We start from the raw sequence: 21,569 nt of genomic DNA on the forward strand, positions 1-21,569 counted from the left end.
AGTTATAACATAGTAAAGTGTTTGTGACAAGCGCTTTTGTAGCTCGAAATACAGCGCATCTCCTTCTCAAAATCATTGCAGGTACCTGAGTAAAACGCCGAATTTTTTCACAATGATCAAAACGAACAGGATCAATCATTGAATTGTATTCTTTATAGACAAACGTTCCAATTGAGTATATGATGACAGTAATGATAACAACTGCAAAACGCTTCGGGGAGCTGGAATTGGCCGGCTGAGAGTGTATTCCTTATAATACTGACCCATAACCTGATCTGGATAATGCCAGCGTAGGGAAGTAAGCTTCTGATATCTTCTTACATGAACGCTTCCAAGACAGGTTGCGTTTTTTTGTTGTCTACCAAACAACATGGAGGTTTCGGGATTTATGAGAACTAGTAAACGCCTACCTGCTACTTTACTTTGTGGATTGCTCGTGTTCGCTCTAACAGCTTGCGGACAATCTGCTACACCGGATACACCAAGCGACAAAAAGACACCTGAAGCAGCACCTGCAAAAACCCAAAGTAAGGTCGTCCTTGACTGGACACCTAATACCAATCACACCGGATTATATGTCGCTCTTGAAAAAGGCTACTACGCCGAGCAAGGGCTGGATATAGAGATCGTTCAGCCTGGCATGAACGGAGCTGATACCATGGTGGCCACCGGTGAAATTCCATTTGGAGTAAGCTATCAGGAGGGTGTCACGCAAGCACGAACTCAAAATGTCCCTATCGTATCGCTTGCCGCTGTCATTCAGCATAATACTTCTGGTTTTGCTTCACCAGTAAGCAAGAAGATTTTGTCTCCCAAAGATTTTGAAGGAAAAACCTACGGAGGCTATGGGGCTCCAAGTGAAAAAGCGGTTTTACAATCTCTGATGAGCTTAGAAAAAGCTGATATCAATAAGCTAAACATGATTAATGTAGGCGAAGCAGATTACTTCACTGCTGTAAAACGCGATATTGACTTCGCTTGGATTTTTTACGCGTGGACGGGCATTGAGGCAGAGTTGCGAAACGAGCCAATTAACATGATATACGTTAATAAATATTCGGATAAACTAGATTATTATACCCCTGTTCTCATTACGAATGAAAAAATGATTCAAGAAAAGCCAGAGATTGTTAAAGCCTTCATGGCAGCATCCTCCAAGGGATATCAATATGCTGGTAAGCATCCGGAAGAAGCGGCTAGCATCCTCCTTAAGCATGTTCCCGATTTGGATGAAAAATTGGTAAAAGCGAGCCAAAAATGGTTAAGTCCACGTTATCAGGATGATGCACCGCGTTGGGGAGAACAAAAACGCGAGGTTTGGCAAGGCTACTCCGACTGGATGGTGGAACATCACTTATTAGAAAAACCACTGGATGTCGACAAAGCATTTACCAACGACTTTTTACCGAAATCATAAACACGGCATATCACATAGAGGAGCGATTACAGATGGCAAATGCCTTAGTTAGCATTCAAATTATCCCTACCACCCCACAAGGTGAGGGAGTCATTCCCTTTGTAGACAAAGCAATTGAAGTCATTTCGCAATCAGGAGTAAAATATTTCGTTAGCCCGTTAGAGACCACGATGGAAGGCGAGTTGGAAGAACTGCTTGCTATCGTAAAAAAGATGAATGATGTCATGGTTGAGGCTGGTTGCCCGTCCGTAATCTCCCAAGTCAAAATTTATCACCGTGCTGATGGGCTAGCTTCGATGGATGCATTGACGGAGAAATATCGTCCATGAATAGCAATCGTCGTCTATATAAAACAGGATGGCCGCCCGTTCTCGCGGTCTTCCTGTTTCTCTTTATATGGCAGCTTGCGACTTTTATCTGGAAACCCGAAGCGTGGTTTTTACCAAGTCCCCTTGCTATTTTCCAAGAAGGCTGGAATCAAGCGCCGCAACTTACACAACACCTATGGGCTACTTTACAAATCACCCTATTAGGCTTTGCAATTGGGAGTACAACGGGTCTTATTCTTGCCTTTTTATTACATGTAACTCCGCCTGTGAAGGCCGCCTTGTATCCATTACTCATCCTAAGCCAAAACATACCGACCATTATTTTAGCTCCTCTCTTGATGATCTGGTTTGGCTTTGGGTTATTGCCAAAAATGATTTTGATTACGCTGGTCTGCTTTTTTCCCGTCACTTTATCTACCATGACGGGACTGGCGCAAACCGATCCTCAAATCAAACGATATATGCTAATGCTTGGAGCAACTCGCCAACAAATTTTCTGGAAGCTAGAGTTACCTCATTCGCTTGCCTCCATGTTTTCTGGACTAAAAATCTCGGCAACCTACAGTGTGATGGGAGCCGTCATTGCTGAATGGTTAGGATCGCAAAAAGGGTTAGGCGTCTACATGCTTATGGCAAAGGCTTCCTTTCGTGCTGATCGGGTTTTTGTCACGATGTTTCTTATTGTAATTGTCAGTTGCTTGCTCTTTGGCTTGATTCGTCTTTTAGAACGCTGGGCGCTCCGATGGCAATCGAATAAGCGTGACTAGCCAGTAGCTACAATATAAGGTCAATAAAAAAGGGAGTGAGCAAGAGTGAGTAATGGAATTCACACATCTCATACTATGAAGTTGACTACAGAAAGTAATCTAGCGTCTACATCAGCAACAACATCTGCGTCTTCTTCCCCCTCTGCACTTGTCGTTGAACAAGTTTCCCACTCCTTTACAGAGTCGGGGGTCACTATTGATGTACTTCAGCAAATATCTTTAGAAGTAAAAAAAGGAGAGTTTGTTTCCTTAATCGGACCATCTGGAAGCGGAAAAAGCACGCTATTTCATATCATTGGCGGTCTTATAACACCAATACACGGGAGCATTACGATTGAAGGCAAACAGGCCACGGGCAAAACAGGTCATATTAGCTATATGCCGCAATCCTCTAGCTTACTTCCCTGGCGCACAATAGAGGAAAATGTGGGATTAGCCTTAGAAATAGAGGGTGTGCCTCGTAAAGAAACGCTAAAGCTGGCTCGGGAATGGCTCCCGCGGGTTGGTTTAGGCGGATATGAAAAAGCGTATCCTCACATGCTTTCAGGGGGGATGCAGCAAAGAGTCGCTTTCTTGCGCGCCTTGTTAAGCAGACAAGAACTCATCTGCTTGGACGAGCCCTTTGGGGCCTTGGATGCACTTAGCCGTACTGACATGCAGAATTGGTTGTTATCTATTTGGGAAAAGCATAAACGCTCCGTTCTTTTAATAACACATAGCATTGATGAAGCTATCTTTTTATCCGATAGAATCTATGTGCTCACTGCAAAACCAGCTCGATTTGCTGCTACAATTTCTGTACCATTCGAACGACCGCGTCAGGAAAAAATGCTGCTATCTTCAGAGTTTCTCCTTGTGAAGGAACAAATCTTGACGTTGCTACGTCACTCATAGGCAAGCATAGATTAGCGTCAAAATAAAACTCGGCTATAGGAACGCACATCTGCGATAAGCCGAGTTTTATTTTTTGACAGGCCCGATTAGCCTTTTTGTTTTCTCAGCGGAATGAATCTTCCTTTTTCCTTCATCCACGCTTCATATTTATATGCCTTTTGCAATGCTTCCTCCTCTGCTGTAATCCGCACGCTTAATACGATGGCCTGAGCAACTGTAAAGATTACTGCTGTTTTCCAAGCACCAAATGTAACGGGAAGCATTCCTCCCTCGATTAATACGACCAGATAGTTTGGATGCCGGATGTAGCGATACGGGCCATGTACCACTGGCTTTTTACCTTCTAATACAAAGATCCTTGTATTCCAATAATAACCCAAGCTTCGCATGCTCCAGATTCTTAATAGTTGAGCGAGACAAAATATGCAAAACGGCCAAAAATAAAACGGGATTGCAACAGTGGATACATGAAGCAGTACCTCGCCAATCAAGCTGACAAAAAAAACAACATGTAAGCTCACGATCCACTTGTAATGTCCTGCAGCTACCTCATAACCCCCCGCTTCCTTTATATAACGCGCATTTCTTCTTGCTATTACCAGCTCAATACAGCGTTGGTAAATCACGATCATAATCACCAGCAAAAAAATAGCTACCATTCCAGCAACACCTGCTCACAAGAAAACCCCGGCCCAAGGGCTAAAAGCAATCCGATTTCCCCTGGCTGATGTTCTTCTCTCAGCTCTCTTTCTAGCACAAAGAGGACGGTACAAGAAGACATATTCCCATGATCTCGTAGTACCTCTTTGGCATGGCGCAATCTATCTGATGGTACTTGCAAAGCCTGCTCGTAGGCTTGCAGAATCTTACTTCCCCCTGGATGAGCGATTATGCGATCAACGCTACAATAATCCCTTCCTTCTCTTTTCAGGAAGCTCTCCATCTCTGGCTTCATTTTATCTTTTATGAGTGTCGGAATGTCTTTAGAGAAGACTACCCGCAAGCCTTCTTCCCTTACATCCCATCCCATAACATCAACCGTATCACGCCAGATCGTTGAATGTGTTGACAAGATAGCAGGTACATGATCAGATACTGCTTGTTTATCTCCATAGAGCAGTACAGCAGCAGCCCCATCAGCAAATAAGCTGGTAGCGATTAGATTACTTTTACTTCGATCCCCATGTACAAAGGTTAAACCGCACAGCTCAACGCAGCAGACAAGTACACGTTCCGATGGGTGTGCCTTCGCAAACGCGAAACCTCTGGCTAATCCGGCTGCTCCTCCTGCACATCCCAGTCCCCATACAGGGGTTCTTTTCAAATTGGAGCGAAACGGTAAGCGATTGAATAGAAGAGCATCTAAGCTCGGAGTAGCGATCCCAGTGGAGCTGACCATAATCACATGATCAATCGCCTCTGCTGTAACACCTGCCCTTTCCAAACACTGCTCAATTGCACGTACGCTTAATTCTAGTGCCTGTTGCACGTATAATTGATTTTTTTCTGCCCAGTCATGGGGCTTTTCAAACCATTCTAGCGGAGTTGAGAAGCTTCTATTTTCAATTTCTGCTGATTCAAATACTTGTAACAGACGTTCGATATCAGAAAAATGCGGTTGAAAGAACCGACGCGAGAATTCCTTGCTTTCTTGCTTCGTAATAGTATAATGTGGATTTGCTGTGCCGATTGAGACAATTCGCGGCATCATTTCTCCTACTTTCCGTTGTTTTTCTTTTATTCTTTCCCAAAGACTTTCCCTTATGTAAATAAAGTGGTAACATCAGGAAAAATGGGTCTAAACAATTCGTAATAGTATAAACCTTCGAACAAAAAAGTGAGAATTATCAATAAAAACAGATTTTATTCACAAAACGGTAACATTATTAAAAAATTTAACACGTATGCTTTTTTCAATGTGTGATAAATTAATTGAATAAGAAAATCTATCGCAAGGAGTCTACCTACCTTATGAAACAAAAGCAATTATCAATGAAAGAAACAGTGACAATTGGATTAATGCTGTTTGCTCTCTTTTTTGGAGCCGGCAATATGATATTTCCTCCTTTATTAGGACAAAACGCTGGGACAAGCGTATGGATAGGTATTTTAGGATTTGTTTTAACCGGAGTAGGTCTTCCCATCCTAGCAGTTGCTGCCACTGCAACAACGTTAGGTGATTTAAAGGTTATTGCAGGTCGAGTACATCCGCTATTCGGCATTATTTTTCCCACACTCATTTATCTAGCTATTGGCCCATTTTTCGGAATTCCACGAACGGCTAGCGTTGCCTATGAGATTGGTCTTAGTCCTTTGTTGTCAGAATCTATTAAAGGAAGCAGTCTACCTTTGCTTGTCTATTCGATTGTCTATATGTCGATTACGTTCTGGTTATGTCTAAATCCTACAAAGTTGGTCGATCGCATCGGAAAAGTCTTAACACCCACATTATTGCTAATTATCGCAATATTGTTTGTTCGGAGCATTTTTAAGCCATTAGGGGACTTTACAGCACCTTCAGAAGCCTATATGAACAATGCATTTTTTAAAGGATTCCTCGAAGGATATCTAACTATGGATACGTTGGGTGCTTTAGTTTTCGGAATTGTCGTGATTTCTTCTATACAAAATCGAGGAGTTACAGATAAAAAGAGCATTACCATGGCTACAGTGAAAGCAGGTTCCATTGCTGGAATTGCTCTAGCCCTTGTATATATGTCTTTAGCCTATCTAGGAGCTGGTAGCTCTTCTATAGTAGGCACCTCAACAAATGGCGGCCAAATTTTAACTGCGGTTGTATCCTATTTGTTTGGTCAAGGAGGCGTTATATTACTCGGTACCGCTATTACCTTAGCATGCTTAACGACTTCAATTGGACTTATTACAGCGTGCGGTCAATTTTTCTCCAACCTTATCCCTGCCCTAAGCTATAAGGTTTCGATCAGCATTTTGTCTGTATTTAGCTTAATTATTGCTAACTTGGGTTTGAATCAAATCATTTCCTTCTCTGTACCTGTATTGGCTGGACTATATCCAATTGCAATCGTACTGATCCTTTTATCTTTGATTCACAAACATCTAAAAGGCTTTAAAGAAGTATATATATATAGTGTCGTGTTCGCTGGAATCATTAGTCTAGTGGATTGTTTGCATGCCTTTGGCTTTGCTTTAGGCAAGATTACCGTATGGCTACAAATTCTTCCGTTATATTCAGTTGGTATCGGCTGGGTTATTCCCGCCATCATTGGTGCGATTATTGGTTTTGTCGTAGGTTCATTGAAATCTCAAGATCGTGTGAATCCCTCTACTCAAACCGATTAATCTACTTTGTTTCTTTCCATTCGTATTGTCGCGATCGTGATGGAACCAATCCGTCTTCGCTTCTCATATACTAAGTAAAAAAGACAGGGATAGGCTCACAGCCCCCTGTCTTTTTCTATTATTTTGCCGGCATGATACGCTCAATAGCTTTACTAAAATCTTCCCATGTAAGTAAGCTTAAATCCTTTTTCGTCCGATCTGATTTCTCTGTTGCTGCTAACCGTAGGGCCTGCTCCTGCATTGCTTCTTGAACCAAATTTTTAGCAAATCGCCCGTTTCCTTTAATTCTTCCCTGTTCACTCCACGTCCCTAGCTGCTCTGCTAAACGCTCTTGTGTATCATCCGTTACCTCATAGCTATTGTCCTGAATAAATTGTGTAATAATGGATAAAAGCTCGGAGGCTGTATAATCCGGGAATCGGAAATATTTTTTAAAACGTGAGGAAAGACCTGGATTGCTATCAATAAACTTTTGCATATCGTAGGGATAACCTGCTAGGACAACTACTAAATTTTCTCCGTGCTTGCTTATCTCTTCGACCAACGTATTGATTGCCTCGTGTCCATAGTCATTTTCACTAGTAGACATCAACGCATAGGCTTCATCAATAAATAAGACACCGCCTAAGGCCTCTTTCATTTTTCGCTTCGTCTTACTTGCTGTCTGCCCTACGTAGTTTGCCACAAGATCAGCGCGACCAACTGTTACGAGATGCCCTCGCTTGAGATAGCCTACTTCTTGTAATATTTGTGCATATAATTGAGCTACCGTCGTTTTTCCTGTTCCCGGGTTACCCGTAAACACTGCATGCAATTCAACAGGAACAGCCGGCAACCCATTTTTTTGACGCGAACGCTGAATAGACACAAACGCAGCGACCTTGGTTAATTCAGCTTTCATTTCTGCAAGCCCTATCATTTGCTCCAAGCGTTGCTTTGCCGAAAGAGTGTTGATTTGTACCTCTTTACCAGATAAATGGGCTTCTACATCTGCTGGTGTAAGGATTGTGAAATCTGGTATCTTCATTGCTTCTGTATCGCCTACATGGCTTCCTTTAGCAAAGATAGCATCTAAAATAATATTTTTGGCTGTTCGAGCATTCCCAAAGGTTTCATCAACCCTCTCTCGCTCTAAACGCTGCTGAATCGAGATTTTTGTATCAGGACGAAGAATGAAATCATTACGCTCCGCCACTTGCTCAGCTACTTGTAATAACTCATCTGTCGTAAAGTCAGGCAGTGTAAAGTGATTGCTTTCCGGGAAACGACTGCGTAAACCAGGGTTTGCCCGCAGGAAATTTCGCATCTCTTCTGGATAGCCTGCTAATATTACTACGAACTTGCCGCTATATTCACCGCTTGTCATTGCAGAAACAAGGGTATCAATCACAACCTGTCCATAATCACTATCGCTGGACTCCGCCCGTTTCAAACTGTAGGCTTCATCAATAAACAAAACTCCGCCCACCGCTTTCTTAATCACTTCCATCGTTCTTTGCTCTGATTGACCTACATACGCTCCCACTAGCTGAGAACGATCGACTTCTATCACTTCTGCTCGTTCTAATAAGCCTAATTCATGATATAGAGTGGCTAACAGGCGAGCTAATGTCGTTTTCCCCGTACCGGGATTCCCCATTAATACAGCGTGCAATTCTATCGGATCGGCCAACTCCCAGCCCTTTTCCGTACGAATACGCTGGTACTGTAAAAATTGTGCAAGTTGCTTTACCCTTTTTTTCATGTCGGCTAAACCAACTAATTGATCAATTTGTTCCATTGCCGGAAGTTCATCCTGTAAGTCTGCTTCTGCTTGTGTAGGAGTTAGTTGTTCGCGAATAGATTGCTCAATCTCCTGCAAATTTTTATTAGCTTGCTGAAGTCGAGCCAACAATTCGGAAGAGTAAAATAATCCTTGTACCGAGTCGGCATACTTCTGTGCCTCTTTATGTAACAGGATTAATGCTTCCTCTAGCTCTAAGGTACCCTCACGCAGAGACTTATATTTTTGCTGAAGGTGGGTATTCGCCGAAAGCTGAGCGGCTTGTGTTCCTGCTTGTAGCATATCCTCCCAATTAACCAAATCGTCAAGACGCTCTTGAATCTGTGAAACGAATTGAGCTGTTACTTTCTTGCGCGTAGCTGCATTGTCAGTTTCACGCATAGCAGGAAATTGAGCTGTTTCTTTTAAGGATTGCAATAAAGAATGCAGATACATGTCTGCTTGCAAAGAAGCGGCTTGCTTACTATCTGGGTCCAATTTTCTCGCTTTTTTTAACCATTCCTCCACCAGCGAAATTTGCTGGGTCTTCCTCCAACGTATCTGTGCAAGGATAGTAAGGACTGTTGCTTCAGCTTGATCAAGCTCAGCCTGTTCTACTCCGACCATCTGTTTTTGCTCTATCTGTTCGTCAGAATCCTGGGTAAGAATATGTAGGAGTTGCTCGCGTTTTTCTTCTATATATTGCAAGGCCACAATAGCCTCTACTTCTGTTACATGCAAATTTCCATTTGATTTTTGCCATTCTTTGATTTTATCTAGTACTGTTTGCTCTTCTCTTCTATTCATTGTTATGTTGTCCTCCGTTATCTGCTCCCTTTCCTTGTTGTATCACTTTTTTAACTAAAAAGAAAGAGGATAACCCGATCAGCTCATTATATCTATAGATTTTGCTTCCATCTATTTCAAAAATGGCTTCCTTCCTAACAGCAAAAAACCCGGCTCATCCTTCATTCCGGGTCTTGTTGCTATACAAGACATAACTTGCTCTGCAAAAAACAAGCAATCGCTATTTAGCTCCTGCTTGTTTGTCCATACGCGAAATGTCGCATTACGTATTATAGTTGCAAATGTCCCATTTCGATATCAGACTCCATATGCGCTAGTGCTGCAGGGAATACATCCTGTTCAGATTCAGCGTATATCTTAAATGAGCTGACAATCTTTTCTCCGCTGCACACCTGTACGTTATATTGAGAATCTCCATCGTAGGTCGTTGCAAATCGATACTCTCTTCCGTTTACATTCAAATTTTTTTCCACGATAATCACCTCATCCTTAGTTTGTCCAGCTTTAAAAAAAGCATTACGATCTATCCTTATCTTTGCTCTGGTTACCTAAAGAAATGAGTCTATTCTCCATTCCCCCGGAAATAAGCCATTTCACTCATGGAAAAGATAAAAGCCGCTGTCCACGTGCTTGGACAACGGCTCTTTCTTGGCTTCCTATCTCTATCCTGTTTTTATACCATGGAAAAATCCATGATATTGGTTCGTTGCGTTAGTTCTTTTCCTGATGGCAAAGTAACGTACATAAGACCTTGACTCTCTTCTTCATTCGTCCAGGTAAAATCAAACGTTACACTTTTTTTCTCAAACGCCTGCTCTTCCTCAAATTCCTCCAGGATTAAGCGCAATGTTTCAGGATGCAAAGGTACAGAAAAGGATTCCCCCGACTGACTCGGAATCGATAGATATTTTAACGCATCTTCAAAATACATGACTGTATCAAGTAACAATGATAACTGTTGCCAGTTCAATTCACTTGTAAACCGCTCAAATGGTTTTAACATTTCCCCGTCATCCCTTCAATGATGTTCCTGTATAAGGATTTCTCTTGGTGCTTACTCTTAGTTGGATGAAAAATTCTCGTTTTTATTGTTGATTCGAAGTTATAAATCGGTTTCTGATTCTTTATCATCATGGGATGGAATCGTAGCTTCTAACAAAACCTGGTTAAAAACCTCATCAATTACTAGTCGTCCAATTCCACCTTGCTCCGTTATTGGCACTTGATCGGCTTCTACCGTTATTAACTCTCCACGCTTTGTCACCACAATCCACTTAGGAGAATGAGGCTCCTCCAGCAAAATCGCTTTGATTTGATGCGGATTCGTTTTTCTTTTACGGATCAGAAGTAAGCCTTTCCCAGCTCGACCCTGTAGAGGAATATGAGCAATGGAAGTACGTTTCACTACTCCTTCTGCAGTTAACGCTCGCAATACTCGATTATCTTCTATATCCGTAGCCAGCAGGTCAATTAATAGGTCTTCTTTTGCCAAATTAATTGCTTTGACACCACTGGAAGCTCGGCCTGTCGGCGATACCTCCGTTTGCAAAAAGCGGATTACCATTCCATCCTGCGTGACACCAACAAATGCTCCCTCGTCATCAATCAAATGAACATGATTCACTTCATCTTCACTGTTCTTTAATTTAATAGCAACGACCGCACCTGATCGATTGGTTTCATACTCTTTTAGCGCTGTCTTTTTAAGTAAGCCGCTCTTGGTTGAATGGCAGACATATAATGGCTTGTCAAAGCTATCGACAATATGTACAGCAACGATTCTTTGGCCCTTTTCAAGAGAAAGCACATTTACAAGTGCTGTTCCGATATCCTTCCATTTCGCGTCCGGAATATCATTTACCAGCATAGCAAAATATTTGCCATCCTGTGTAAAGAATAGTGCTGTATGGGATGTATTGGTTTCACAGAAGGTCCTTACCTTATCCCCTTCCTTTACCCCGCAGGTTTCAATCGAACCACCCATTGATTTAAAGGAACGTGGGCTAACTCGCTTCACATAGCCTTGATGAGTTAACGTCACAATACAGTCCTCTACCTGAATTTGCATGGATAAATCGAGTTTAATTTCCTCAATCTCGCCCTGAATTTCAGTCATACGCGGCTCACTATATTTTTTCTTGATTTCACTTAGCTCAGCAACCAGAACTGAAATTAGCTTTTTCTCACTACCTAGAATAGCCTTAAGCTCCTCTATTTCCTTGGCAAGCACCTGTAGCTCCTTCTCAAGCTTCACAATATCAATTCGTGTTAAAGAAGCAAGCTGAATACTTAAAATAGCGTCTGCTTGCAGCTCAGTAAAACCAAACTTAGCAATAATATTCCCTTTGGCATCCGCACGGTCCTCGGAATCCATAATCGTATCCACGATCTGTCTGAGAATGGACTTAGCATGAATCAAGCCCTCAACAATATGCTTTCGATTTTCTTTACGGTCCAGATCAAATTGAGAGCGACGAGTCACCATCTCTTTTTGATGTGAAATGTAGGCATCCAGTAAGTGCTTGAGTCCCATCTGCTTGATGGTGCCCTCATGGATGGCATTCATATTGTAGTTGTAGAAAATCTGTAAATCCGTATTTTTATATAAATAATGGAGGATCGCTTGGGCGTCAGCTTCTTTTTTCAGATCGATAACAACACGGACTTTTTTGAGCTCGGCTTCCTTACGCCCGGTCTCGTCTCGAACAGCTAATGCACCTTCAATCTTACGCTCCATAACCAGCTCATCGATTTGAGCGACTAGCTTTGATTTCACCACATCATATGGGATTTCACTAATCACAATGCGCTTATGCTTGTTCCCTTTTGCCTCTTCGATATCAGCTCGTCCACGAATAATAAACTGGCCTCTACCTGTTTCGAATGCCTTTTTAATGCCAGATACCCCTTGAACAATCCCTCTGTTAGAGAAATCTGGACCCTTCACAAACTCCATGAGCTCATCAGTCGTAATGGACGGTTTACGCATCATGGCAATTGTAGCGTCAATGACTTCTCCAAGATTATGTGTAGGAATGTCGGTAGCAAAACCTACAGCGATACCAGACGCTCCATTTACCAGCAAATTCGGGAACCGTGCTGGTAAAACAGCAGGCTGAACTGTGGAATTATCATAGTTCGGGATAAAAGGTACAGTATCCTTTTCAATATCTCGCAATAACTCATTAGCCAGTGCAGATAAGCGAGCCTCCGTATATCGCATAGCAGCTGGAGGATCGGCATCAAGGCTACCGAAGTTACCTTGACCCTGAATTAACACATGGCGCATCTTCCACCATTGTGCCATCCGTACCATTGTCTCATAAATGGAGGCATCCCCATGCGGATGGTACGTTCCCATTACGGAACCAACTGTTTTTGCTGATTTCCGATATGGCTTATCAAAGGTGTTATTCTCTTCGTACATCGAATATAAAATCCGGCGTTGTACCGGCTTTAAGCCATCGCGAGCATCCGGAATAGCACGTGAGAGGATAACTAGATTAGCATAATCCCCAAAACGTTTTCCCATGATCTCTGCAAAGCTTTGTTCAATTAAACGATTAGAAAACATGCTACTCATCCTCTCCTACTTCAAAAGTGACATGGGTCTCGATCCATTCACGGCGAGGAGGGACTTTATCGCCCATTAAAACCGTAATTAATTTTTCACAGTGAGCCCTGTCTGCAAGAGACACTTGAATCAGCTTCCGGTTCTCAGGGTCCATTGTCGTCTCCCATAATTGATCAGGGTTCATCTCACCTAAGCCTTTGTAACGCGTAATTTTTGCCCCTTTGCCTAACTTTTTCAGAGCGATTTCCAATTCTTTATCATCCCAGCAGTAATAGGATTCTGCACCCTTCTTACCCTTTCCACCATCTCTAGATACCTGATAAAGCGGCGGCTGAGCAATATAAAGCTTATTAGCAGCAATAAGCGGCTGCATATAACGGAAGAAGAAGGTTAATAGGAGCGCCTGGATATGTGAACCATCCACGTCTGCGTCAGACATGATGATAATCTTATCGAACGCACAATTCGCAATCGAAAATTCTTCGCCGATATCTGTCTCCAGCACTTCTAAGATCGTTCTGAACTCTTCATTTGATAAAACCTCGGAAAGCTTAGCCTTCTCCGTATTCAACGGCTTTCCTTTCAGACCGAAGATCGCTTGATATTCAGAGTTCCGTGCTTGCTTAGCCGATCCTCCTGCTGAATCACCCTCGACTAGGAATAGCTCGTTAATCTTTGGATTTTTATATTGAGGGGGTGCAAATTTTTCCGAAATGGATTTACGTTTCTTCGCACTCTTCCCTTTTTTGTCCCCGCGCAATGCTTCTCGTTGTTTTCGCAGCTCTTCACGAATTTGCATCGATTTTAAAGCTTTATCAATTAATAGCTTAGCAATCTCAGGATTCTCTTCTAAGAAAAAGCCCAATTTTTCCGAGATAATCTGTTCAACAATGGTGCGTGCTTCTTCATTGCCCAATTTGTCCTTTGTTTGCGATTCAAACTGAACATCAGACATTTGCAGAGATAACACGCCTAAAAAGCCTTCACGCAAATCGTTCCCGGTCAAATTAGGATCTTTTTCCTTGATATACCCTTTCTTGCGGGCAAAATCATTAAAAATCCTGGTGGTGGCATTTTTAAAGCCTGTGACATGTGTACCACCATCATTTGTCGGGATTGAATTCACATAAGAAGCTAATGTCTCCGTATACCCATCATTGTATTGGAAGGCCAGCTCTACATACACATTATCCTTCTCTCCATCGAAATAAACTACAGAATGGAGACCATTTTTACCCTCGTTTAAATACTCTACATACGATTTAATGCCATCTTCATAATAGAATTCTTCTTTACGTACCTCTGACGTACGTTTATCAATTAACACCATGCGCAAGCCTTTCAACAGAAAAGCCGTTTCACGGAAGCGATCACGCAAGGTCTCGTAATCAAATTTAGTAGCAGTAAATACCTCAGGGTCTGGTTGGAACGTTACGGTTGTCCCTGTACGTTTGGACTTTCCTACAATCTCAAGGCCCGTGACAGCTTTACCCACAAACTCCTGCCCACTCTTATCTACTACATATTCAAAGCGTTGTTTATAAATGTTTCCTTCTCGGTGAATTTCTACTTCCAGCCAGCGAGACAAGGCAACGACGACACTGGAGCCAACTCCATGCAAGCCACCGCTTTTTTTATACCCGCCTCCGCCAAATTTACCACCTGCGTGAAGTGTGGTAAAAATAACCTCTGGCACTGGTCGTCCAGATTTATGCATACCTGTTGGAATACCGCGACCGTGATCCTCCACGCTAACGCTACCATTTGGATAAAGAGTGACAATAATACGATCGTTCACGCCAGCCAAAGCTTCATCCTTAGCATTATCCACGATCTCCCACACTAGGTGGTGCAAACCGCGTGATCCAGTGGAGCCTATGTACATACCAGGCCTTTTACGTACGGCGATCAAGCCTTCCAGGACCTGAATATCTTCTTCGGTATATGATAGTGCTCGATTATCAGCCATTCTGTTCTCCCCTCTTACACACTTGCAATCAACGTTCCTTCAAGCGAACACCTAATCGCTATTTTATCTCATTTCATAAAAAGAAAAAACTCTTTTACATGAAAGCTCTTACATAGTTGCTACTATACATGTATTTTACTTGTTGTTCCACCGTAACAAACTTACATACAAAGAAAAGTTCACCTTTCCTATTGCTTTTCCCTATTCTTCTAGAAAAATAACCATCTTTATCCCTTTCTAACAAAGGTAACGTTCTTCCTGCTTTTTTATATGTATTTTTTTGCAACCTAGCTCTTATAAAAGGTAAAGCTTTTACGTAACAGGCTACTTCCTAAAAACAACAGGAACATTCGTTCGTTTCTTGTAGATAAATACAGCCACCCTGCCGTTTGGACAAGATGGCTGAAAGACTTAGCCTTGAATACGTTCCAGCTCTTCTTTATCAATGTCGTAATTCGCATACACATTTTGTACGTCGTCATTTTCTTCAAATGCTTCCATCATCTTCAGGATTTTTTCAGCATCTTCACCTGAGATTTTCACAGTGTTTTGTGGAATCCACTGTATCTCAGCATTGGTAAATTTATAACCCTCTGTTTCCAATGCATGTTTTACTTGCTCTAACTCGTGGGGATGCGTAATGACTTCGAATTCTTCCTCTGTCACGATTAAATCCTCTGCACCCGCCTCTAGGGCTTGCATCAGCATTGTATCTTCATCAACCTCGAATTCTTCGCGGTCAATAACAATTACACCTTTACGGTCAAACATGAAGCTTACAGACCCTGTTTCCCCCATGTTTCCACCACGTTTACCAAAAATAGCTCGTACATCAGCGGCTGTACGATTACGATTATCAGACAAGCATTCTACGATCACAGCTACTCCGCCTGGAGCATAGCCTTCATAACGGATTTCTTCGTAATTATCCCCTTGACCACTGTCTGTCGCTTTTTTAATCGCACGCTCAATATTGTCATTGGGCATATTAATAGCTCGTGCATTGGCAATAATTGCTTTTAGTTTCAGGTTTGCAGTGGGGTCAGGTCCGCCGTTTTTAGCTTCTACAAAAATTTGACGAGCTAACTTAACATATTGATTGTTTTTCTTTTGATCGGCTGCACCTTTTTTTCCTGCAAATAACTTAAACTTTGGCATCTGAAACTCTCCTCACCAGAAATGTCTGCTTGGGTATGAAATAATAATTTATTGTAGCAAAAAATAGCGATTCATACAAGGCTGGCTCGTCTGATTGCCACAAAGATGGCAAGGGTAAAGACATAATTACGGGGTAAGATAGATAGTGAACCCATACCTATTTGCGAGGAGGATGAGCCTGTGCTAAGTGCAACGAAACCGTTTATAAAGCTGCATAAGTATGACGAGCATCTGGTTGCTGACATTGAGGCACTTAATTCATCTGGATATGCTAAAGATGACATTTATGTCTTGAAATGGAATCCTGATAAGAATCATTCAAATCAACGCGACAATTTTTACAAATACAGTACACATTTTGAAAAAGCAAAGGGCCATATCGACACCAAAGCTAACTTTTTTGATAACGGTGGGAAGGAATTACGTTCAAAGCTCGAACATATTGGACTAACCAAAGACGAAGCCTCTGCCCTAGTTAGAGAACTGGAAGAGACTGATAAAACCTGCATTTTGGCTGTGCATGATTTAAAAGATAATATTATTGAAATGAATACGCAATATAATCAATAGGGTGCTTTAAACAGCAAGAAACCCGGAGTAAAGGTAGCTCCGGGTTTGATTTACATTTTTTACATGTTTTTTTTACTCGTGCGTACGGTCAATCAGCTCGATGCCTTCCATTGTTTCATGCAATTTCGCATGAGCAGCCTCTTCCTCTTCTTCTAGCAATGGTACTAGTTCTCCATCTTCAATACCAAATACATAAATATCGATTTCGCCTTCTTCATCAATCTCGTCTTCCTCGGTTGCTTCTGTAAGTGCAACAAATTGCTTGTTATTTAATTCAAACATCGCGATTACTTCAAAATCGCCCATTTCTTCGCCATTTTCATCATCTAGTGTGATGATATCACCTAAAACCAAATCTTTTTCATTTTCCATGTGTATATGCCTCCTGCTTTTGTTCGCTTAGGTTATGTATCGTCGTCCATTCAGACAGCAACTCATATGTTTGGTATGGGCTTACATAACAGGGTAGATGCTAGCTCAATTAGCTAGTCCCATCTATATCCAGTGTTCCCCTACACCTTTCTTAGCATACCCTGCTTTTTAGGAAAAGTCTATGAGAAGTTCTAAAACATAAAGACCGTCTCCTTCTAAGAAGACGGTCTCCTTCATGTATCTACTGTTTTTTGAGGTAAACTAATCAGCCTCGTAAGGGATCTCTTCAATGACTCCCTTTTCAATCAAAAAGGCTTCCTCAGCTTCCAAAATGGTAATAATTTCTTGACGACCTACTTTCATGCCGCCTTCAGCCAGTTTTCTTTCTACGAATTGCAGCATCTCTTCATAGTCTAACACTTGTACATCTTGTTGATTATTTTGCTGTCCCATGGTTATAACCCCCTGCATTCTCTCAGCCATTCTTTGGGTAGTATAGCATGAATCCATCAAGCTAGGCTATTCACTAGTGCCCTCACTCATGCCCTCTTGTTTTCGAGACCATGGACGGCGCACTGGCTTTAACAAATAAGCAGACCAGCATAATAAACCTATACTGAGCACTAGATAAAAGCTAGCGAAATATCCCCAATAAAAATCATCGTTGCTTGACATAGAAGAAAACATGGTCATGCCTAAAATACGTGAACCGACTATACATGGATTAATATAGGTGAGCCACTTTAGTAGGAAAAAGTTTTCTATCCCATTCATTTCGGGATACCAGTAACGCATGATCGCTACCAAAAAGTACAAGAGAAACCCCGTACCTACCACAAAGAAAAAGGCAATACCATATGCAATAATCGTACTAACCCCAGTACGTTTAACCCATGTTGAACAAAAGATTCCTAACGAACCAAAAAACAGGATATTGATAGCAAAGAAGAGAATGATACTAAAAATTTGGGATGGTGATACTCCACCGTATAAGAATACAAAACTGTATAACGGCAGAGAAGCCATAATTAAGAGAAACATAAAGGACAATGATGTAACCAGCTTGCTCAATATAATCCGTCGTGGCGATAATTGAGTGGTTAATAGGATATTCAGGGTTTGCCTTTCCCTTTCACCGCTGATTGTCCCTGCTGCTAGTGCCGGCGCAATAAAACAAATCAAGGCATAATGCAGAGCTGACATAGCAAAAAATAGATCATCTCCCTCTCCTAAAAAAAACGTGGACGTTTTCTCCATGATAGTTAAATATCCCAAGAGAACAGCACCAAAGACCATTAGATAACTAAACAGAATCCAGATCGACCTTTTCGAACGAAATCTCTCACGCAATTCTTTCGAAATAAGCGGATTACCAAAAAAGTGACCCATCAGTTACCCACCCCTTCCGTTATCGCTAAGAACACATCTTCTAGGTTTTCCTGTGAGTCTGCGAAGTGTGTTACAGGGATGTTTGCCTGTATTAACTGCTGTAGTAAAATAACCTTCTCTTCCGGTGTACCTGTAAAGTGAAACCGAAAATGACTGTTTTTATTATCTAAGCGTCTCACAAAAGGAGAGGCTTGAAGGATTCGTTCTGCAAGCTCCACGTTCCCCAATGTCTTTACCTGCATAATAGAGATACCGCGTGTCTCCGTGCTTACATCGTTAACCGTTCCATTTGCAATCAGCTGGCCTTTTTCAATGACGCCGATCTCATCGCAAAGCTCTGCTAGCTCAGGCAGGATATGTGAGCTAATCAGGATTGTTTTGCCCATTCCTTGTAATTTCTTTAAGATTTCTCGCATTTCGATACGTGCTCGTGGGTCCAACCCTGAAGCAGGCTCATCCAAAATAAGAATTTCTGGACTATGAACCAAGCAACGGGCTAAGCCGAGACGCTGTTTCATTCCGCGTGACAAATGATCCACATAAGCATCAGCTTTGTTACTGAGATTAACTAAATCCAACAGATCAGCAATCAAATTAGAACGGTTTCGGGCTGGAATATTATATGCCCTTGCATAAAAGTCAAGGTATTCGGTTGCTTTTAAATTATCATAAACACCAAAAAAGTCAGGCATGTAGCCTAGGAGCTGTTTAACCTCCCTAGGCTCCTTCTCTACATCATATCCGCCAACATAAGCTTTTCCACTGGTAGCTGGTAGGAGGGTAGCTAGAATCATCATCGTTGTACTCTTGCCCGCACCATTTGGCCCAATAAACCCATAAACGCTTCCCTTTTGAATGGACAGGTTCACATTCTTTAGGGCTTCAAATTTCCCATATCGTTTGGAGAGATTCTGCGTCTGTATCATTATTGTTTCTCCTTTCCTTCCAACTGGAAGACAGGCTGTGGAATGGAGACAGGTGAATCTCCTTCATAAATAAATCTGATCAAAATAAAACCTTCCGAATTGATATATTCTTTCGGATTGTCTTTTAGCTCTAATGCGCTACTACTGTCAAGGATTTTCCACTCACGAGAAGCGGCATGATACACTGCTTTCTTCACAAAGCGATAAGCCAAATTGTCTAGAGGGGCCGTCACTCTTGTGATGTCCACATTGGCTGGTGCTTGTAATCCGTACGTTACTTTTCCATTAAACATAGTAACCGCATCGTGATCATCTCTATTTACTTTGCCTTCCGTACTAAGAATCTGAACCCCTAGTGTCCCATATGGGTACGTGATGTGACTGGTTTGCGCATCTTTTAACAAAATGGGTTGTTGAACAAAGCTTAGATAGTCTTGCATGATTCCTTGTTCAGATGTAGTAAAGACCTGATAGGGGCTATTGCTTACACCTATCAAAGTCAATCCGTTAGCATTGCTTAGCCCTTGCAGTGAACTTTCGTACAAAATAGCCTTTTCCCGCTCGTTTTGCGTAGGATATGTCGCGTCTTCAACTGAGAAATCCTGTGTATAAAATGGCTTCACTTCTTCATTTATTTGCTTGGTTTCCCCTTTAGCAAGAGAGCCTAGCTCCATTCTTCGATTTCCCATTGTCAGATACAGCTCTTGATAATCAAAAACACTCTTGTTTGTTATGGTTCCTTTGATATGCTCCTGCTCGAACACCAAATCAGCTTGTAATTGGCCAACATCTTTAACTAAACCTCCCCCATTAATCGGCTTTTGCGCCATATACGGGATATGAGTTAAGGTTGTTTGAAATTGACCACGATCGTTTTGTCGAATGGTATAGGTTGATTTGTTTTTATTTCGTTCTGTGTATTGCAAAAGATTTCCTGGAACGATAATCCCATCTTTTGTGTCTAAGGTCACTTCTCCACCAGAACGTTTCAACACAGTTGCATCCGATTTTAAAATCGCTAAATCTGGTCGAATCGAGATAATTTGGTTTACTGTATAAAGCTTATCATTTGGAGCAATTAAATTCTTCCCAAAAGAAAGGGCTCCAACACTAACCACGAGGGCTGATACCGGGATAATTCCCCACGCCCAGTCTCTACGGTCCCTACGTTTTAACAGCACATACAGGATAGGACCAATCAATAGTACATAACCGATCCAAATGAAAAATAGCACGGAAGCAGACGGCAGACGAACATCAGGAATGTGCTGTGACATATTATAATAGTTAGGATTTCGATTCAGATAAGGAAAACGCACTTGGCTATTTAGTGCATATTGGGAGACTAGCTTACTCCAAAGCTGACGGTTGAATTCCCATGAGGCCAGTGGCTGTGCATTGACATCATAGTTCGCAAAAAACAACTTTCCTAAGCCCACCTTTTGGGTCGAAAACAGTGGCAATGACTTGTTATACACCGCTATCTGTTGAATAGGCAAAGCTGATTTTTTACTGATCTCGGTAAAGCTAGACAAATCCTTAGTGATTCCCGGCTGCTTGGTTAAAGCTGGCATCCACTCTTTAAAAGCATCTAGTATTTCTGGAGGAGTGGAAGCAGATAACAAAATGTTCCCTCCAGCATATACCCATTCTTTTATTTTCTTTATCTGTTCTGAAGGTAAGCTGCTTGCTGAAATATCTCCAATGACTAGCATATTGATATTACTTAGTACATGAGCTTCAGTGGGTAGCTCTTCTGGTCTTACATTGCTGACCAGCATACTGCTCCAGGTAGCCTCATTTCTCGGAACAGCTTCTTTATTACTGTCTTCAGCACCCTCTTGTCTTACTTGGTTTAAGAATTGCATACTATTTTCGTGTTGATCGAGGACAACAACCGTTACTTGATCCGATTGTTTTTCTCTAATCTGATAGTTTGGTTTTACCTTTGCAAGCAAGTGTTTGCCTTGATAAAATTCAAGTCGTAATGCCTCGCTATTATTTATGATCTCTTCACTTGGTAGGTCGAAGAAAACATGCTTCGTTTCCCCTTTTTGAACCGTAATCTCTTTTACATAAGGAAGAGCCTCCTTTGAATGAGGCGTTTCACTTGCAAACCGCAGTTCACCCGAGACGGCATCACCGTTATTTGTAATATCTGCATGAACGCGAATTAAATTATCCTGGCTTGTTATATCAGCAAACGGAATCTTCGTTTTCATTTCAATTCTGTCCGCCGCATACGAAACAGGAAGTTGAAATCCCATGAAAGCGAGCGCAATCGCTACCAGCCATTTCCACATATATTTTCCTC

19 protein-coding genes and 1 riboswitch are annotated in these 21,569 nt (G+C 41.8%); of the genes, 6 read left to right on the forward strand and 13 right to left on the reverse strand.

The window, feature by feature from the left end; translation table 11 throughout:
* Nucleotides 1-205 precede the first annotated feature (205 nt).
* A riboswitch (TPP riboswitch) is annotated at nt 206-316 on the forward strand.
* A gap of 72 nt (nt 317-388) precedes the next feature.
* The 4 genes from GOP56_RS06720 to GOP56_RS06735 are packed head-to-tail and all read left to right on the forward strand — an operon-like array spanning nt 389 to nt 3,407.
* Nucleotides 389-1,417 (forward strand): ABC transporter substrate-binding protein, encoded by a 1,029-nt coding sequence (locus GOP56_RS06720; protein ID WP_163245188.1) that lies wholly within the window; start codon nt 389-391, stop codon nt 1,415-1,417.
* Nucleotides 1,418-1,449: 32 nt separating this feature from the next.
* Nucleotides 1,450-1,746: an MTH1187 family thiamine-binding protein gene (locus GOP56_RS06725; RefSeq protein ID WP_003340557.1), complete on the forward strand. Its 297-nt coding sequence runs from the start codon at nt 1,450-1,452 to the stop codon at nt 1,744-1,746.
* Nucleotides 1,743-2,513, forward strand: a complete 771-nt coding sequence (locus GOP56_RS06730) for an ABC transporter permease (protein WP_163245190.1) — start codon at nt 1,743-1,745, stop codon at nt 2,511-2,513. Before GOP56_RS06725 ends, GOP56_RS06730 begins: the two co-directional genes overlap by 4 nt.
* Before the next feature lie 45 nt (nt 2,514-2,558).
* A complete protein-coding gene (locus tag GOP56_RS06735) occupies nt 2,559-3,407 on the forward strand; it encodes an ABC transporter ATP-binding protein (RefSeq protein ID WP_254068636.1) in 849 nt (282 codons plus the stop codon).
* A gap of 86 nt (nt 3,408-3,493) precedes the next feature.
* Here GOP56_RS06735 and GOP56_RS06740 read toward each other — a convergent pair whose 3' ends face one another.
* On the reverse strand, nt 3,494-4,066 hold the full coding sequence (locus GOP56_RS06740; protein WP_163245192.1) for an isoprenylcysteine carboxyl methyltransferase family protein: 573 nt from the start codon (nt 4,064-4,066) through the stop codon (nt 3,494-3,496).
* The gene (locus tag GOP56_RS06745) at nt 4,060-5,115 is read right to left on the reverse strand and encodes a type III polyketide synthase (protein ID WP_003335989.1); all 1,056 of its coding nucleotides are present in this window, start codon (nt 5,113-5,115) and stop codon (nt 4,060-4,062) included. Before GOP56_RS06745 ends, GOP56_RS06740 begins: the two co-directional genes overlap by 7 nt.
* Nucleotides 5,116-5,378: 263 nt before the next feature.
* Between GOP56_RS06745 and brnQ the strand changes: the two genes are divergently transcribed.
* On the forward strand, nt 5,379-6,728 hold the full coding sequence (gene brnQ, locus GOP56_RS06750; protein ID WP_163245194.1) for a branched-chain amino acid transport system II carrier protein: 1,350 nt from the start codon (nt 5,379-5,381) through the stop codon (nt 6,726-6,728).
* 118 nt (nt 6,729-6,846) lie between these two features.
* On the opposite strand, the gene GOP56_RS06755 is transcribed toward brnQ, so the two are convergent.
* The 6 genes from GOP56_RS06755 to GOP56_RS06780 form a co-directional block, all read right to left on the reverse strand.
* The gene (locus GOP56_RS06755; RefSeq protein ID WP_163245196.1) at nt 6,847-9,297 is read right to left on the reverse strand and encodes an AAA family ATPase; all 2,451 of its coding nucleotides are present in this window, start codon (nt 9,295-9,297) and stop codon (nt 6,847-6,849) included.
* Between the two features lie 269 nt (nt 9,298-9,566).
* Nucleotides 9,567-9,770, reverse strand: coding sequence for a hypothetical protein (locus GOP56_RS06760; RefSeq protein ID WP_041752217.1), 204 nt, complete (start codon nt 9,768-9,770; stop codon nt 9,567-9,569).
* A 200-nt stretch (nt 9,771-9,970) separates the two neighbouring features.
* Nucleotides 9,971-10,300, reverse strand: coding sequence for a hypothetical protein (locus tag GOP56_RS06765; protein WP_163245198.1), 330 nt, complete (start codon nt 10,298-10,300; stop codon nt 9,971-9,973).
* A gap of 99 nt (nt 10,301-10,399) precedes the next feature.
* Entirely contained in the window at nt 10,400-12,871 is a 2,472-nt protein-coding gene (gene parC, locus GOP56_RS06770; protein WP_163245199.1) for a DNA topoisomerase IV subunit A, read from the reverse strand.
* A 1-nt stretch (nt 12,872) separates the two neighbouring features.
* On the reverse strand, nt 12,873-14,840 hold the full coding sequence (locus GOP56_RS06775) for a DNA gyrase/topoisomerase IV subunit B (protein WP_163245200.1): 1,968 nt from the start codon (nt 14,838-14,840) through the stop codon (nt 12,873-12,875).
* A 411-nt stretch (nt 14,841-15,251) separates the two neighbouring features.
* Entirely contained in the window at nt 15,252-15,998 is a 747-nt protein-coding gene (locus tag GOP56_RS06780) for a YebC/PmpR family DNA-binding transcriptional regulator (RefSeq protein ID WP_003340575.1), read from the reverse strand.
* Nucleotides 15,999-16,178: 180 nt separating this feature from the next.
* Between GOP56_RS06780 and GOP56_RS06785 the strand changes: the two genes are divergently transcribed.
* Nucleotides 16,179-16,568: a YflT domain-containing protein gene (locus GOP56_RS06785; RefSeq protein WP_003340577.1), complete on the forward strand. Its 390-nt coding sequence runs from the start codon at nt 16,179-16,181 to the stop codon at nt 16,566-16,568.
* A gap of 72 nt (nt 16,569-16,640) precedes the next feature.
* Here the strand turns inward: GOP56_RS06785 and GOP56_RS06790 are convergent, their stop codons facing one another.
* The 5 genes from GOP56_RS06790 to GOP56_RS06810 all read right to left on the reverse strand — a co-directional run bounded on the left by GOP56_RS06790 (nt 16,641) and on the right by GOP56_RS06810 (nt 21,558).
* The gene (locus GOP56_RS06790; RefSeq protein ID WP_003335979.1) at nt 16,641-16,940 is read right to left on the reverse strand and encodes a DUF1292 domain-containing protein; all 300 of its coding nucleotides are present in this window, start codon (nt 16,938-16,940) and stop codon (nt 16,641-16,643) included.
* 261 nt (nt 16,941-17,201) lie between these two features.
* Nucleotides 17,202-17,393, reverse strand: coding sequence for a hypothetical protein (locus GOP56_RS06795; RefSeq protein ID WP_003335978.1), 192 nt, complete (start codon nt 17,391-17,393; stop codon nt 17,202-17,204).
* 66 nt (nt 17,394-17,459) lie between these two features.
* On the reverse strand, nt 17,460-18,329 hold the full coding sequence (locus GOP56_RS06800) for an ABC transporter permease (protein WP_121474487.1): 870 nt from the start codon (nt 18,327-18,329) through the stop codon (nt 17,460-17,462).
* Entirely contained in the window at nt 18,329-19,255 is a 927-nt protein-coding gene (locus tag GOP56_RS06805; RefSeq protein ID WP_163245201.1) for an ABC transporter ATP-binding protein, read from the reverse strand. The genes GOP56_RS06800 and GOP56_RS06805 overlap by 1 nt, the downstream gene beginning before the upstream one ends.
* On the reverse strand, nt 19,255-21,558 hold the full coding sequence (locus GOP56_RS06810) for a hypothetical protein (RefSeq protein ID WP_163245202.1): 2,304 nt from the start codon (nt 21,556-21,558) through the stop codon (nt 19,255-19,257). The genes GOP56_RS06805 and GOP56_RS06810 overlap by 1 nt, the downstream gene beginning before the upstream one ends.
* Nucleotides 21,559-21,569: the final 11 nt, after the last annotated feature.

It is taken from the genome of Brevibacillus sp. 7WMA2 (assembly GCF_010748895.1).
Lineage (GTDB): Bacteria > Bacillota > Bacilli > Brevibacillales > Brevibacillaceae > Brevibacillus_B > Brevibacillus_B halotolerans.